Raw genomic sequence first — 15033 nt, 5'->3', positions numbered from 1 at the left:
GGACCACCTGCCGTGGCCGTCTCCCGTGTGACGTACTCCTCGACCTCCTCGACCTCCTCGAAGGGCGCTTCCTGAGGGCACCGCGGGGGCACCGGTCGGCCGGGGCACCGGCAGGGGCGCATGCGGGATGCGAGTGCGGAGCGAACCGGGTCGGCCGCCCCATATGTCGGGGTTATCCAGGTGTGCGATTCTGTGTGTGGGTGCCCTGCCGCTCATGTGCGGCGTGGATCCGCCATGGGAGGCGCAACCCCGCGCCGCCGGTCCCGTGCCCGCGTCGTCGTCGCCTGAGTCCCGGGGACTCCCACCTGCCGGTGGCTGCGGCATGGACGGGAGGTGGATGCAGACATGCCCCATTACGGCGATGCCCGGGCCGCGGTCCCCGGTCTCCGGGCGCCGGGGGACGGGGGCACCTGTCCCTCTCGTCCCGCTCCGGAGACGGCCGCCCGGGCGCGTGTCCTGGCGTTCGCCGGGGTGGTGGTGGCCGCGGTGTACGTGCGGGGCGAGGACGGGGCCGATCTCCGGCTGGTGGAGTCGGCCGGGGCCGAGTCCGAGCAGCGCTACCGGTTGCCGCAACGGGTGACGCTCCCGGCTCCGGGGGCATCACCCGGCGCGGGATCGCCCGGTTCCGCCGGGCCGGCGTCGCAAGCCACTGCTCACGGCGGCCCCTCCCCCGGCGCCCGTCCGGGCGGGGCCCCTTCCGGCCCGGGCACGGGAGGCGGTGGCCCTGACGTCGCCGAGGCCTATCTGCGGGGACGGGCCGTGTGGCTCGCGGGTGTGGTGCTCGCCGGGACGGGGGAAGGCGTGGCCGTCTCCCTCCCCTTCGGGGCTCTGCCACTGGGGGCCGCGGGTGGCTGGCTGGGGTGTCTCGTCGTGGTGGGAGAGGCCGGAGAGGGGTTCGGGTCCGAGCAGCGGGAGTTCCTGGAGCGCTATGCCGAGGCCGTCGCCGAGCGGCTGCGGGGCGAGGCCGACCGCTCGGCGCCCTCACCGCTGCTGGATTCGGCCCTGCGCGCCATGGGAGTGGGGTCCTTCGCCCTGTCGCCCGGCACCGGGCTGGTCGAGACGGACCCGGCCCTGCTCGAACTCGTCGGCATCCCCGAGGGCGGATTCGACGGCAAGACCGACACCCTGCTGTCGGTCAGCGTCCCGGAGGACGTCCCCGCGCTGATGTCGGTCATCGAACCGTCCGCGCAGACCCCGGGCCGCCGTGAGCTGGAGTTCCGTATCCGGCGGCCCACCGGTGAACTGTGCTGGCTGCGGCTGGACTGCCGGGTTCTGAAGGGGCCCGACGGCGCCCCGGAGCGGGTGCTGGGCGTGGTGAGCGCGGCGCCCGTGCTGCGCCGCAGCGCCAGCGACGTCGCCCGGATCCAGTGGCTGACGGCCGCCCTCGACGACGCCACGACCGTCCGGGACGTCAGCCGTGTGGTCGTCGCCGCGTTGCGCGAGCCGCTGGGCGCGGACCGGGTGGCGCTCGCCGAGTTGCTGGAGGACCGGCTGGCGGTCACCGTGCTCGATCCGCCGGGCGCGGGTGCCTGGCCTGAGCTGTGGCGCCGGGAGTGGCGCTCGGAGTGGCCCGACGCGCCGGTCTCCGCCCTGCCCACGCTCCAGGCGGCGCTGCGGGACGGGCGGATGAGCCTGTGGCCGGCGGGTGCCGTGCTGGAACCCGGGCTGGCGGGGATCGGCCCCGGCGGGCTTGCGGTGCTGCCGCTGCCGGCCCGGAGCGGGGTGGCCGGGGTGTGCCTGGTCGGCTGGGACACCTCGCACGAGTTCGCCCCCGAGGAGCGGGCCCTGCTGACCGCGACCGCGGGCCTGGTCGGGCAGGCCCTGAAGCGCGCGCACGCCTACGACGCCGAGCAGGAGCTCGCGACGATGCTCCAGCGCAGTCTGCTGCCGCGCCGGCTCCCCCAGCTGCCCGGGGGCACGGCCGTGGCCCGCTATCTGCCCGCCCGGCGAGGGCTCCAGGTGGGCGGCGACTGGTACGACGTGATCGCGTTGTCGGAGAGCAAGGTGGCGCTGGTCATCGGGGATGTGCAGGGACACAGCGCCGGGGCCGCGACGATCATGGGCCAGATGCGTACGGCGGTCCGCGCCTACGCCGTGGAGGGGCATCCGCCGGACGTGGTCGTCGCGCACGCCAACCGGCTGCTCGTCGGGATGGAGACCGACCTGTTCGCCACCTGCTGCTACGTCGAACTGGACATGGAGGAGGGCAACGCGCTGTTCGTCCGGGCCGGGCACCTGGCACCGCTGGCGCGGCATCCCGACGGCGGCACCGAGGAGATCGCCGTCGAGGGCGGGCTCCCACTGGGCGTCCTCGCCGACGCGGAGTTCCCGCTGACGGCCCTCGCCCTCGCCCCGGGATCGGTGCTCGCGCTGGTGACCGACGGTCTGGTCGAGTCGGCGGACCTGCAGCTGGACGAGGGGATGCGGCTCGTGCGCCAGGCGTTCGCCGCGGCCGATCCCGCCGACCCGGGCCGGATGGCCGACGCGCTGCTCGGCGAAACCGGACGGCGCGAGGACGACGTGGCGGTGCTGCTGCTGCGCTACGACGGGATGCGGATACGGCCGGTGCGGGCGGGCTGGGTGGTGTGGCGGCTGCCGGACGCGGTGATGCACGCCCGCCGGTTCAGCGCGCGCACGCTGCGCTCGTGGGGCATCGCCGCCGAGGCCGACACCGTGCTGCTGGTGGTGTCGGAGCTGGTCACGAACGCCCTGGTGCACACGCAGGGCGCGGTGCGGGTGGAGCTGACCCTGGCGGCGGACCGGCTGCGGGTGACCGTGAACGACTCCTCACCGCGGGCGCCGGCCAAACCGGTGGTCGTGGACTGGGAGTCGACCGGCGGCCGGGGGCTCTTCCTGGTCGAGGCCATGTCGGCGGCCTGGGGCTCGGTGCCGGTGGGTGGGGGCAAGCAGGTGTGGAGCGAGATCGTCGTCACCCGCCAGGAGCCGGAGCCCGGTGAGGAGCCGGAGGAGGAGCCGGAGACCGAGCCGGAGGAGGAGCGCAGACCGGGCCGCGTCTGGGGCCTGGGCCGCGACCGGACCTGGGGCCTGGGCCGCAACCGGGACCGCCGCAAGGCCCGCGGCCAGGAGCCGCGCCGCAATGACGAGCCGGCCACGGACCGTGCCGGTGACCAGGCCGTTCACGACCCCAAAACCCGTGAGGGAGGTCCCTGATGCGTGGTCTCGGTCTGCGCGGTGCCGCCGGGCTGCTGGCGGTCCTGCTGGCCGTGTCCCTCGCCGGATGTGCGGACGGCGGGGAGGGCGAGGGCGAGCTGACCATCGGGCTGCTGCTGCCCAGCCGGGCCGTGCCCCGCTGGGAGAAGTCGGACAGGCCCCTGATCGAGAAGCGGGTCAAGGAGCTGTGCTCCGATTGCAGGGTCGTGTACGCCAACGCCGAGAACGACGCGGCGAGCCAGCGGCAGCAGATGACCTCCATGATCACCCGGGGCGTCTCGGCCCTGCTCCTGGACGTCGTCGACCCCAAGGCCCTGCGCTCCTCGGTGCACGCGGCGCAGCGCGAGGGCATCCCGGTCGTCGCCTACGACCGCCTCGCCGAAGGCCCGATCTCGGGTTTCGTCAGTTTCGACGGCGACCAGGTCGGCAGGCTCCAGGGCCAGGAGCTCCTGAAGGGCATGGGGCCCCGCGCCGACGGTGGTGGTGTCGTCATGGTGAACGGCGACCCGTCCAGCCCCAACGCCGCCTGGTACGAGGGCGGGGCGCGGGCCGTCCTCCAGGACGAGGTGCGGATCCTGAAGTCGTACGACACCGTGGGGTGGCGTACGGAGAACGCGCACGACCACATGTCCGCCGCGGTCAGTGCCCTCGGCCCGAGCGCGATCGACGGGGTGCTCGCGGCCAACGACTCCATCGCCGCCGGTGTCATCTCGGCCCTCAAGAGCGCCCGTGTCACGCCGCTGCCCCCGGTCACCGGGCAGGACGCCGACCTGGACGCCGTGCAGCGCATCGTCCAGGGCGAGCAGTACATGACCGTCTACAAGCCGTTCCGGCTGGAGACCGAGGCGGCCGCCGCGATGGCCGTGGCCCTGGCGCGCGGCAACGACATCGACTCCCTGGTCACGACGACGGTGGACAGCCCCACGACCGAGGAGGTCCCGGCTGTCCTGCTCACACCCACCGCCGTGACGCGCGAGACGATCGGCCGGACGCTCGTCCGGGACGGTGTCTACACGGTCGACCAGATCTGCACCTCGAAGTTCCGCTCGGCCTGTGTCCGCGCCGGGCTCACCCGGTGAGCGAGGTGGTCTCCGTGGCATATCCCCCCGTACTGGCCCTGCGGGGCATCACCAAGCGGTTCGGCGGTGTCCAGGCGCTGGTGGACGTCGACCTGCAGGTCCGGGCCGGTGAGGTCGTGGCCCTGGCGGGCGACAACGGCGCGGGCAAGTCCACGCTGGTCAAGGTGATCTCCGGGGTCAGCCCCGCCGACCGGGGCGTCATCGAGTGGGAGGGGCGCCTCGTGCAGATCAAACGCCCGCACGACGCCCACGCCCTGGGCATCGCCACCGTCTACCAGGACCTCGCCATGTGCGACAACCTGGACGTCGTCGGCAACCTCTTCCTCGGCCGCGAGATCGACCGGGTGGGCGTCCTCGACGAGGTGGAGATGGAGCGCCGTGCCCGTGACCTGATGCGCGCGCTGTCGATTCGCATCCCCGACGTGCGGGTGCCGGTCGCCGCGCTGTCGGCCGGTCAGCGGCAGGCCGTCGCGATCTCCCGCTCGCTGATGGGTGCCCCCAAGGTGCTGCTGCTCGACGAGCCCACCGCAGCCCTCGGCGTGGAGCAGACCAGTCATCTGCTCGACCTGATCGAGGAGGTCCGCGACCGCGGTATGGCGATCATCCTCATCAGTCACAACATGGGTGACATCAAGGCCGTCGCGGACCGGGTCGCCGTGCTGCGGCTGGGCCGCAACAACGGTCTGTTCGATGTGAGCACCGTGACCCAGGAACAGATCATCTCCTCCGTCACGGGTGCGGCGGACAACGCCGTGGCCCATCGCTCGAAGGGCGACGAGGAGGCGTGGCCGTGAGCCGCGGCGGGCCGCACCGGGACGGCGGACCGGCGGGACCGGGCAGCACCGGGCCGGTCACCACCGATCGCGAGCAGCGCGTCGCCCGCGGCTGGCGGGACGGTGTGCGCCAGTACGCGCTGGAGGTCCGCGGCAGTGTGCGGGGCGGAGAGCGGGGGCCGCTCCTGGTGCTCGCCGGGCTGCTCGTGATCTGGATCGTCTTCCAGGGGCTGGACGACAACTTCCTCTCGCCGCGCAACCTGTCCAACCTCAGCGTGGACATCGTCGGGACCGGGCTGGTCGCCGTCGGGATCGTGTTCGTGCTGCTGATCCGGGAGATCGATCTGTCGGTCGGCTCGGTCAGCGGCCTGGCGGGTGCGGCGTTCGCCGTGCTGAACGTGAACCACGGAGTGCCGGAGTGGCTGGCGGTGATCGTGGCGGTGGCCGTGGGAACGGCCGTGGGTGCCTTCCACGGGTTCTTCCACGCCTGGCTCGGCGTGCCCGCGTTCGTGGTGACGCTGGCCGGGCTGCTGATCTGGAACGGCCTGACGCTGTACCTGCTGGGGGCCAGCGGCACGATCAACATCGACGAGGAGGGCCTGGTCGCCTCCCTGACCAGCCGGCACTTCGGCAACGACCTGGTGGCGTACGCGGTCGCCGCGCTCGGCACGGCCGGGTACTTTCTGGCCGCCCACCGCCGGCGCAGCCGCCACCGGGCGGCGCGGATGCCCTACCGGACGGAGGGCGACATCGGGATGCGCACCGGTCTCCTCGCGGTGGTCGCCTTCGCCGGTGCCTACACCCTCAACCGGTTCCAGGGGCTGCCGCTGGCGCTGCTCGTCTTCCTGGTGGTCCTGGTCGTCTCGGACTATCTGTTGCGCCGTACCCGCTACGGGCGGCGGGTGTACGCGCTCGGCGGCGGGGTCGAGGCGGCGCGGCGGGCCGGTATCGGGGTGGAGCGGGTGCGGGTCGCGATGTTCATGGTGTCGGGGACGCTGGCCGCGTTCGGCGGACTGTTCGTGGCGTCGGGACTGACCTCGGCGAGCCCCACGACGGCCCGGGCCGCCGGTTCGGGGATGCTGCTGATCAACGCCATCGCGGCGGCCGTCATCGGCGGGACCAGTCTGTTCGGCGGGCGGGGCTCGCCCTGGTCGGTGCTGCTCGGTGTGGTGGTGATCCAGTCGATCGCCTCGGGGATGGGGCTGCTGGGGGTCCAGGACGCCGTGCAGTTCATGATCACCGGCGGGGTGCTGCTGGCCGCCGTGGCCGCCGACGCGCTGTCCAGACGCGCCCAGGCCCGACGTGGCCGACCGTGAACCGCGAGATCAAGGCAAAAGGCCTGATTAGTGTACTTATTACGGAATGTCTAACATGAGCAAAGGTGGGTAAGGGCCGAGATGTCATGAAACGCAGTCGCCTCACTCAGGCGGCCGTGGCCTTCACGGTCGCCGCTGGTCTGGTCCTCGCCGGGTGCGGTGACACCGATCTGCCCGGCGGCGAGGAACAGGCCGACCTCAGCGTGCTCGCGACGGACGTGCCGCAGATCCAGACGCTGAAGAAGCTCACCAAGAGGCATTTCACGGCGGAGACCGGCATCACCGTCGACTACACGCTGCTGCCGGAGAACGAGGCGCGGGAGAAGATGAACCGCGAGTTCGCGACCCAGGCCGGCACCTACGACGTGGCGAGCGTCAGCGCGTACGAGGTGCCGATCTACGCGGACAACGGCTGGCTCGCCCCGCTCGACGCCTATGTGAAGGCCGACAAGGACTTCGACCAGGACGACGTCTTCCCGAACCTGGCGTCGTCGCTGACCGGCGAGGACGGCAAGCTCTACGCCGAGCCGTTCTACGGCGAGGGCTCCTTCCTGATGTACCGCAAGGACCTGTTCCGCAAGGACGGGCTGACCATGCCGGCGAACCCGACCTGGAAGCAGGTCGCCGACCTCGCCGCCCGGGTCGACGGCTCGGAGGGCGCGAGCGGCATTTGCCTGCGCGGCCTGCCCGGCTGGGGCCAGAACCTCGCCCCGATCAACACGGTCGTCAACACCTTCGGCGGCGCCTGGTACGACATGGGCTGGAACGCCCGGCTGACCTCACCGGAGTTCAAGAAGGCCGTCGGGTTCTACGTCGACCTGGTCCGCTCCCACGGCCAGGACGATCCCGAGCGGATGGGTGTGCTGGAGATCCTGGACCGCTTCGTCGAGGGCAAGTGCGCCATGATGTACGACGCCACGTCGCTGGCCTCGTCGATCGAGGCCGACAGTTCCCCGGTCAAGGGCAAGGTCGGCTACGTTCCGGCCCCGCACGAGAAGACCGACAAGGCCGGCTGGCTGTGGACCTGGGCCTGGGGCATCCAGCAGGCGTCCGAGCACAAGGACGCCGCCTGGGAGTTCATCTCCTGGGCCTCCTCCAAGCAGTTCCAGGAACTGGTCGGCCAGGAGATGGGCTGGACCTCGGCGCCCGCCGGCAACCGCAAGTCGCTCTACGAGAAGCCCGAGTACCAGCAGGCGGCCGGCGCCTGGTACCGGCAGGAGTACACGGCGGCGACGGACTCCGCCGACCCGAAGGACCCGGGCGTCGGCCCCCGCCCCTACACCGGCGTCGGCTTCCTGGGCATCCCCGAGTTCGCCGTGCTGGGGACGGCGGTCTCCGAGCAGATCGCCGCGGCCATCGCCGGCCGGCAGTCCGTGGACGCGGCCCTCGACAAGGCGCAGGACCTCGCCCATGCCGCCGCGGCGAAGTACCGCGGCGGGTGACCCGCCGCCGCTCACGGGGCCGCCCGCGAACGGCACGGGCCGCGCCCCCCGGTCACCCGGGAACGCGGCCCTCGAACTGCCGTCGTGGTCCGCTTACTTGCGGATCAGGCTGCGCAGCACGTACTGCATGATGCCGCCGTTGCGGTAGTAGTCCGCCTCGCCGGGGGTGTCGATGCGGACGACCGCGTCGAACTCGACGCCGGTGTCGGTGGTGACCTTCACCGTGCGCGGGGTGGTGCCGTTGTTGAGCTCCTCGACGCCGGTGAAGTCGAAGGTCTCCTCACCGGTGAGGCCGAGGGACGCTGCGGTCTGGCCCTCCGGGAACTGCAGCGGCAGGACGCCCATGCCGATGAGGTTCGAGCGGTGGATGCGCTCGTACGATTCGGCGATGACGGCCTTGACGCCGAGGAGCGCGGTGCCCTTGGCGGCCCAGTCGCGCGACGAGCCGGAGCCGTACTCCTTGCCGGCCAGGACGACCAGCGGGATGCCCTGCTCGATGTAGTTGCGCGAGGCGTCGTAGATGAAGGAGACCGGCCCGCCCTCCTGCGTGAAGTCGCGGGTGTAGCCGCCCTCGGTGCCCGGCGCGATCTGGTTGCGCAGGCGGATGTTGGCGAACGTGCCGCGGATCATGACCTCGTGGTTGCCGCGGCGCGAGCCGTAGCTGTTGAAGTCGCGGCGCTCGACGCCGTGCTCCGTGAGGTACTGACCGGCCGGGGTGTCGGCCTTGATGGCGCCGGCCGGGGAGATGTGGTCGGTGGTGACCGAGTCGCCCAGCTTGGCGAGCACGCGGGCGCCGGAGATGTTCTCGACCGGGGACGGCTCGTGGGCCATGCCCTCGAAGTACGGGGGCTTGCGGACGTAGGTGGACTCGGCGTCCCACTCGAAGGTGTTGCCGGTCGGGATCGGCAGCGCCTGCCACTGTGCGTCGCCCGCGAAGACGTCGCTGTAGGACTTGGCGAACATGTCCTCGCCGATGGCGCTGGCGACGACCTCGTTGACCTCGGCCTCGGTCGGCCAGATGTCCTTCAGGAAGACCGGGTTGCCGTCCTGGTCGGTGCCCAGGGCGTCCTTGGTGATGTCCACCTTCATGGAACCGGCGAGGGCGTACGCGACGACCAGCGGCGGGGACGCCAGGTAGTTCATCTTGACGTCGGGGTTGATCCGGCCCTCGAAGTTCCGGTTGCCGGAGAGGACCGAGGTGACCGCGAGGTCGTGGTCGTTGACGGCCTTGGAGACCTCCTCCGGCAGCGGGCCGGAGTTGCCGATGCAGGTGGTGCAGCCGTAGCCGACGAGGTTGAAGCCGACCTTGTCGAGGTACGGGGTCAGGCCCGCCTTCTCGAAGTAGTCGGTGACGACCTTGGAGCCCGGGGCGAGGGTGGTCTTGACCCAGGGCTTGCGGGTCAGGCCCTTCTCCACCGCCTTCTTGGCCACCAGGGCGGCGGCGACCATGACGTACGGGTTGGAGGTGTTGGTGCAGGAGGTGATGGCCGCGACCGTCACCGCGCCGTGGTCGATCTCGTACGACGTGCCGTCGGGGGCGGTCACGGTGACCGGGTTCGACGGAACGGCCGCACCGGTGCCGTCGGCGTGCTGCGGCGCGCCGGCACCGTTCTCCTGACTGCCGTAGGCCGGGGCGTCGGAGGCCGGGAAGGACTCGGCGCTCGCCTCGTCGACCGGGGAGGCGGAGGCGCCGGGCTGCTGCGCGACCGGGGCCTCGACGTAGTTGAGGACGTCCTTGGCGAACTGCTGGGCGGCCTCGGCGAGGACGATGCGGTCCTGCGGGCGCTTCGGGCCGGCGATGGACGGCACGACGGTCGACAGGTCGAGTTCGAGCTTCTCGGAGAAGTCGGGCTCGGCGGCCGGGTCGAGCCAGAGGCCCTGCTCCTTGGCGTACGCCTCGACCAGGGCGAGCTGCTGCTCGCTGCGGCCGGTGAGCCGCATGTAGTTGATGGTCTCGTCGTCGATCGGGAAGATCGCGGCGGTGGAGCCGAACTCCGGCGACATGTTGCCGATGGTGGCGCGGTTGGCCAGCGACGTGGCGGCGACGCCCTCGCCGTAGAACTCGACGAACTTGCCGACGACGCCGTGCTTGCGCAGCATCTCGGTGATCGTGAGGACGAGGTCGGTGGCGGTGGTGCCGGGCGTGAGCTCGCCGGTGAGCTTGAAGCCGACGACGCGCGGGATGAGCATGGAGACCGGCTGGCCGAGCATGGCGGCCTCGGCCTCGATGCCGCCGACGCCCCAGCCGAGGACGCCGAGGCCGTTGACCATGGTGGTGTGCGAGTCGGTGCCGACCAGGGTGTCCGGGTAGGCCTTGCCCTCGCGGACCATGACGACACGGGCCAGGTGCTCGATGTTCACCTGGTGGACGATGCCGGTGCCGGGCGGGACGACCTTGAACTCGTCGAAGGCGGTCTGGCCCCAGCGCAGGAACTGGTAGCGCTCCTTGTTGCGGCCGTACTCCAGGTCGACGTTCTGCTTGAAGGCGTCGTTGGTGCCGAACTTGTCGGCGATGACGGAGTGGTCGATGACCAGCTCGGCCGGGGCGAGGGGGTTGATCTTCGCCGGGTCGCCGCCCAGCTCCTTGACGGCCTCACGCATGGTCGCGAGGTCCACGACGCAGGGAACGCCGGTGAAGTCCTGCATGATCACGCGGGCCGGCGTGAACTGGATCTCCTGGCTGGGCTGGGCCTGCGAGTCCCATCCGCCGAGGGCACGGATGTGGTCGGCGGTGATGTTCGCGCCGTCCTCGGTGCGGAGCAGGTTCTCCAGCAGGACCTTGAGGCTGTAGGGAAGGCGGGCCGAGCCCTCCACCTTGTCCAGCCGGAAGATCTCGTACGACTCGTCGCCCACCTGCAGCGTGCTGCGGGCGTCGAAGCTGTTCGCCGACACGACAGTCTCCTTCATTGATGTGCGCGTACCACCACGATCCTGCCGCCATGGCATCTTGGCCGATCCGCTAAGGTAAGGCTAAGTTAGGTAACCCTTACCGCCGGATTCGATGGCGGCGTGCGGCTGCGGTGCTCTCTCGGCAGATATCTCGATGTCGAGATAACTCTAGTACACGAGCGCCGGATGGTCATGCCCTGGCGCCCCCCGTACGGTCATGCGCGCTCTTTTCCCGGGTATCCGAACCAGGCATCCACGCACAACGCAGTACACGGACAGCCATACACAGGAGAGGGGACAGGCATGCCGCTCACGTTCCGCAAGAGTTTCCGGATCCTTCCGGGGGTGCGACTGAACATCAACAAGCGCTCCTGGTCCATCACCACCGGCGGCGGAAAGAACGGCCCGCGCCACACCCGCAGCAGCACAGGACGTCGTACGACATCGATGGATCTGCCCGGACCTTTCGGATGGCGGCGCACCACGAAGGCGCGTCGACACTGAGTGCGGCGGGCGGGATTGACGTCCCGTCACCCGTTCGGACCCCCTGTCGCGGCGACATCTCATATCTGAGATAACCTCGGCCTCATGGCAGACGACTACCTCGTACGCATCGGTAAGCTCATCCGTGACGCCCGGCAGCACCGTGGCTGGACGCAGTCGCAGCTGGCCGAGGCGCTCGGAACCAGCCAGAGTGCCGTCAACCGGATCGAGCGCGGCAACCAGAACATCAGCCTTGAGATGATCGCGCGCATCGGGGAGGCCCTCGACAGCGAGATCGTGTCGCTCGGCTACGCCGGTCCGATGCATCTGCGGGTGGTCGGCGGCCGTCGGCTGTCCGGTGCCATCGACGTGAAGACGAGCAAGAACGCGTGCGTGGCACTGCTGTGCGCCTCACTGCTCAACGAGGGGCGCACGGTGCTGCGCCGCGTCGCCCGCATCGAGGAGGTGTACCGCCTCCTCGAGGTGCTGAGCTCCATCGGCGTGCGCACCCGGTGGATCAACGACGGCGTCGACCTGGAGATCGTGCCGTCGGCCGAGCTGGACCTGGCGGCGATCGACGCGGACGCGGCCCGCCGCACCCGCTCCATCATCATGTTCCTCGGCCCGCTGCTGCACCGCATGGACCACTTCAAACTGCCCTACGCCGGCGGCTGCGACCTCGGCACGCGCACGATCGAGCCGCACATGATCGCGCTGCGCCGCTTCGGTCTGGACATCGCCGCCACCGAGGGTCAGTACCACGCCCGGGTGGATCGCGCGGTCAGCCCGGACCGCCCGATCGTCCTGACCGAACGCGGCGACACGGTCACCGAGAACGCGCTCCTCGCCGCCGCGCGGCACGACGGCATCACCGTCATCCGCAACGCCTCGTCCAACTACATGGTCCAGGACCTCTGCTTCTTCCTGGAGGCCCTCGGCGTCAAGGTCGACGGCATCGGCACGACCACCCTCACCGTGCACGGCGTGCCCACCATCGACGTCGACGTGGACTACTCCCCCTCCGAGGACCCGGTCGAGGCGATGAGCCTGGTGGCGGCGGCCGTGGTGACGGAGTCGGAGCTGACGGTGCGCCGCGTCCCCATCGAGTTCCTGGAGATCGAGCTGGCGGTCCTGGAGGAGATGGGCCTCGACCACGACCGCACGCCCGAGTACTTCGCCGACAACGGCCGTACTCGGCTGGTGGACCTCGCCGTCCGGCCCTCCAAGCTGGAGGCGCCGATCGACAAGATCCACCCCATGCCGTTCCCCGGCCTGAACATCGACAACGTCCCGTTCTTCGCGGCCATCGCGGCGGTCGCCCAGGGCAAGACCCTCATCCACGACTGGGTCTACGACAACCGGGCGATCTACCTGACCGACCTGAACCGCCTCGGCGGCAGGCTCCAGCTCCTGGACCCCCACCGCGTCCTGGTCGAGGGCCCGACCCGCTGGCGCGCCGCCGAGATGATGTGCCCGCCGGCCCTGCGCCCCGCGGTGGTCGTCCTGCTGGCGATGATGGCGGCCGAGGGCACGTCGGTGCTGCGCAACGTGTACGTCATCAACCGCGGTTACGAGGACCTGGCGGAGCGGCTGAACTCGGTCGGGGCACAGATCGAGACGTTCCGGGACATCTGATCAGCGGATGCCGCCGAACCCCGTCCGGCCTGCCCGCCGGGTGGGCCACCGGCGGGTCGCGCCGCGGTCCTTGAGGGAGACGGCCTTGCCAAGGGATGCTGAGCGCGCGTCAGGTGTGGGCCCGCCGAAACGGGAAAGTCCGCCCCCCGAGTTCGTCGCCGCGATGGACCGCCTGCTGGAGCAGGCGGCGGGCGCCCGCACCGCCGTGATGTGCGGCGAGGCGGTCTGGTGGCGCTGCCACCGGCGGCTGATCGCCGACTTCGCGGTGCCGGCCCGCGGTGTACCCGTCCAGCACCTCATGCACGACGGGCGCCCGAGCGCCCACACGCCGACCCCGGGAGCCCGTCTGCGCGACGACGGGCTCCTGGTGTACGACGCCCCCGAGTCGGCCCGCGGCTGAGCCGTCAGTACAGCTTGTTCACCGCCGTGACGGTCGTGGCCTTGAAGTCCGCCACCTGCGCGTGCTGGAACGTGCCCATCTGGCTCCAGCGGACGACCGTCACGGTCGCGCCGTCGCGGCCGACCGAGAAGAGGCCGATGTCGGAGGAGCCCCAGGCGGAGGCGGTGTGGATGCCGTAGACGTCGGCGCCCTCCTCGACGTTCAGCCGGCCGTAGTACTTCTGGGTCGCCGTGATGTCGGGGTCCTGCTGCATCAGCTTCTTCGCGCAGCCGGCGAGGTCCTTGCGCAGCAGTGCCGCGAAGTCCTTCGCCCACTGTTCGCTGCGCCCCTCGACCGTGAGCTGCTGGGCGTTCGTGTCGTACTCCGTCCAGTGATCCCGGTGCGTGGTGATGGACGGCAGCGCGTCGCCCACGCACATCGGCAGCGGGTCGGGCCGGCCCGCGGTGACCGGACCGGCGTACCAGGGCGAGGCCGGGTGCGGCGGCAGCTCGGCCGGCTCCAGGAACCGGGGCGTGCCGGAGGCCGGTGCGGTGGCGGCGACGGCCGGCACGGCGGCTGCGGCGACACCGGCGACGGCCGCCAGCGCGGCCACGGTCGTACGGATCCCTCGGGTACGGATCTTCATGGTCTCCCCCATCGGTTTCCCCCGGCTTTCCCGGTCGGGTGCGCGGGCTTGTGCCCTTGCCCCCTGTACGACCCGCCACGGCCGCAGCCGTTGCCCTGCGGGCCTGCTACGGATCCGTCCCGATTGTCACCGGCCCGCTACCGCGGACCGAGCCCCTCTCCGAGGGCGGCGACAGCGGCCGGGTCGTGGCCGGCGGCGAGGAGGGGGGCTCGGATGTCGCGCTCCGGTTCGGGGACGTAGCCGATCAGAACGTCGGCGGGGCCCTGGATACGGACCTCGCCGAGGACGGCCGGCAGGAGGAGGGTGCGGGCGCGGTCCAGCGGGCCCGACCAGGAGCCGGCGGTGACGGTGACGGGGGCGCCCGCGTTGGTGAGGATCCGCACGGTGGAGAAGCGGTAGGACCAGGGCGTCGCCGTGCCGGCGGACCAGCGTTCGAGGGCGAAGTACGGGCCGGCGCAGAGCACGGTGCGTACGACGCCGTTGTCCTGGCGAACGCTGAGACCGGGGTGGAACTCCGGTCGGAGGCCGGGACGCCACTCGTCGAGGAGGCGGTCGAGGTTCGCGTGCCACTCGTGGTCGGGCACGGGCGAGCCGTCCTCCATGCGGCGGCGCATGGCGTGCTGCTGGATGTCGGACGTCTGCTCGATCTCGTACACGAGGGTGTCCGGGCCGAAGCTGTGCAGGGTGCCGCCGGGGACGTAGACGGTCTGTCCCGCGTGGACCGGCAGGCGGCGCATGACCGCGTCGAAGTCCTGCGCCAGCAGCGCCCGGTGCAGGGTGTCACGGTCCACGCCGGGGCGGACGCCGACCAGGGCGGTGGCTCCCGGAGCGGCGTCCAGGACGTGCCATGCCTCCGTCTTGCCGTGGGGTTCGCCCTCCAGGCGCCGGGCGGTGGCGTCGTCGGCGTGCAGATGCACCGGGAGTGCCCGGCGGCCGTCGATGAACTTGGTGAGCAGCGGGAAACGGGGGCCGGGCGGGAGCCGGGCGCCGAGCAGTTCGACCGGATGCTCGGCCATGACCTGCCCGAGGGTGCACCCGGCGAGGGGGCCGTCCGGGACGGTCGAGGCATCGCCCTCGACGTCGCTGACCTCCCATGTCTCGGCGACCGGCCCGTCGGGCAGCCCGGTGCGGCCCAGCCGCTCGGCGATGGCCCGGCCGCCGAAGACGTGCTGCTTGACGGGGGTGGTGAGCCGCAGGGGATGCCAGTCCACGTCCCTCCT

10 protein-coding genes and 1 pseudogene are annotated in these 15033 nt (G+C 71.4%); 8 read left to right on the top strand and 3 right to left on the bottom strand.

The window, feature by feature from the left end; genetic code table 11:
• The first annotated feature begins 345 nt into the window (after positions 1-345).
• From ACZ7EG_RS21325 to ACZ7EG_RS21305, 5 genes are all read left to right on the top strand, one after another.
• Positions 346-3171: a SpoIIE family protein phosphatase gene (locus tag ACZ7EG_RS21325; protein ID WP_471080961.1), complete on the top strand. Its 2826-nt coding sequence runs from the start codon at positions 346-348 to the stop codon at positions 3169-3171.
• Positions 3171-4250, top strand: coding sequence for a substrate-binding domain-containing protein (locus ACZ7EG_RS21320; RefSeq protein WP_471080958.1), 1080 nt, complete (start codon positions 3171-3173; stop codon positions 4248-4250). Before ACZ7EG_RS21325 ends, ACZ7EG_RS21320 begins: the two co-directional genes overlap by 1 nt.
• Before the next feature lie 14 nt (positions 4251-4264).
• Positions 4265-5044, top strand: coding sequence for an ATP-binding cassette domain-containing protein (locus ACZ7EG_RS21315; RefSeq protein WP_471080955.1), 780 nt, complete (start codon positions 4265-4267; stop codon positions 5042-5044).
• Positions 5041-6339 carry a sugar ABC transporter permease gene (locus tag ACZ7EG_RS21310; protein WP_471080952.1) on the top strand — a complete coding sequence of 433 codons (1299 nt, stop codon included), beginning with the start codon at positions 5041-5043 and terminating at the stop codon, positions 6337-6339. Before ACZ7EG_RS21315 ends, ACZ7EG_RS21310 begins: the two co-directional genes overlap by 4 nt.
• Positions 6340-6425: 86 nt before the next feature.
• Positions 6426-7781 carry an ABC transporter substrate-binding protein gene (locus ACZ7EG_RS21305; protein WP_471080949.1) on the top strand — a complete coding sequence of 452 codons (1356 nt, stop codon included), beginning with the start codon at positions 6426-6428 and terminating at the stop codon, positions 7779-7781.
• Between the two features lie 93 nt (positions 7782-7874).
• Here ACZ7EG_RS21305 and ACZ7EG_RS21300 read toward each other — a convergent pair whose 3' ends face one another.
• Complete coding sequence (locus tag ACZ7EG_RS21300; protein WP_471080946.1) at positions 7875-10673, bottom strand: aconitate hydratase; 2799 nt, start codon at positions 10671-10673, stop codon at positions 7875-7877.
• A gap of 300 nt (positions 10674-10973) precedes the next feature.
• Here ACZ7EG_RS21300 and ACZ7EG_RS21295 point away from each other — a divergent pair, with 300 nt between their 5' ends.
• The 3 genes and pseudogenes from ACZ7EG_RS21295 to ACZ7EG_RS21285 all read left to right on the top strand — a co-directional run.
• Positions 10974-11174 carry a DUF4236 domain-containing protein gene (locus tag ACZ7EG_RS21295; protein WP_030838640.1) on the top strand — a complete coding sequence of 67 codons (201 nt, stop codon included), beginning with the start codon at positions 10974-10976 and terminating at the stop codon, positions 11172-11174.
• 84 nt (positions 11175-11258) lie between these two features.
• Positions 11259-12788 (top strand): helix-turn-helix domain-containing protein, encoded by a 1530-nt coding sequence (locus tag ACZ7EG_RS21290; RefSeq protein ID WP_471080942.1) that lies wholly within the window; start codon positions 11259-11261, stop codon positions 12786-12788.
• 145 nt (positions 12789-12933) lie between these two features.
• A pseudogene (locus ACZ7EG_RS21285) lies at positions 12934-13188 on the top strand (DUF488 family protein); the annotation flags it as partial.
• 4 nt (positions 13189-13192) lie between these two features.
• Here ACZ7EG_RS21285 and ACZ7EG_RS21280 read toward each other — a convergent pair.
• Positions 13193-13825, bottom strand: coding sequence for a hypothetical protein (locus ACZ7EG_RS21280; protein ID WP_471080939.1), 633 nt, complete (start codon positions 13823-13825; stop codon positions 13193-13195).
• Positions 13826-13950: 125 nt separating this feature from the next.
• A complete protein-coding gene (locus ACZ7EG_RS21275) occupies positions 13951-15024 on the bottom strand; it encodes a type I phosphomannose isomerase catalytic subunit (RefSeq protein ID WP_471080936.1) in 1074 nt (357 codons plus the stop codon).
• Positions 15025-15033: the final 9 nt, after the last annotated feature.

This window comes from Streptomyces sp. NPDC037100 (genome assembly GCF_055606225.1).
The sequence above is the reverse complement of the archived record's forward strand: the minus strand, read 5'-3'. Positions and strand labels throughout refer to the sequence as shown.

What these genes read in the sequence shown, in the direction of transcription:
- ACZ7EG_RS21325 (WP_471080961.1), top strand. Translation starts at nt 346, where the DNA reads ATGCCCCATTACGGCGATGCCCGGGCCGCGGTCCCCGGTCTCCGGGCG.
- ACZ7EG_RS21290 (WP_471080942.1), top strand. Translation starts at nt 11,259, where the DNA reads ATGGCAGACGACTACCTCGTACGCATCGGTAAGCTCATCCGTGACGCC.
- ACZ7EG_RS21320 (WP_471080958.1), top strand. Translation starts at nt 3,171, where the DNA reads ATGCGTGGTCTCGGTCTGCGCGGTGCCGCCGGGCTGCTGGCGGTCCTG.
- ACZ7EG_RS21280 (WP_471080939.1), bottom strand. Translation starts at nt 13,825, where the DNA reads ATGGGGGAGACCATGAAGATCCGTACCCGAGGGATCCGTACGACCGTG.
- ACZ7EG_RS21295 (WP_030838640.1), top strand. Translation starts at nt 10,974, where the DNA reads ATGCCGCTCACGTTCCGCAAGAGTTTCCGGATCCTTCCGGGGGTGCGA.
- ACZ7EG_RS21305 (WP_471080949.1), top strand. Translation starts at nt 6,426, where the DNA reads ATGAAACGCAGTCGCCTCACTCAGGCGGCCGTGGCCTTCACGGTCGCC.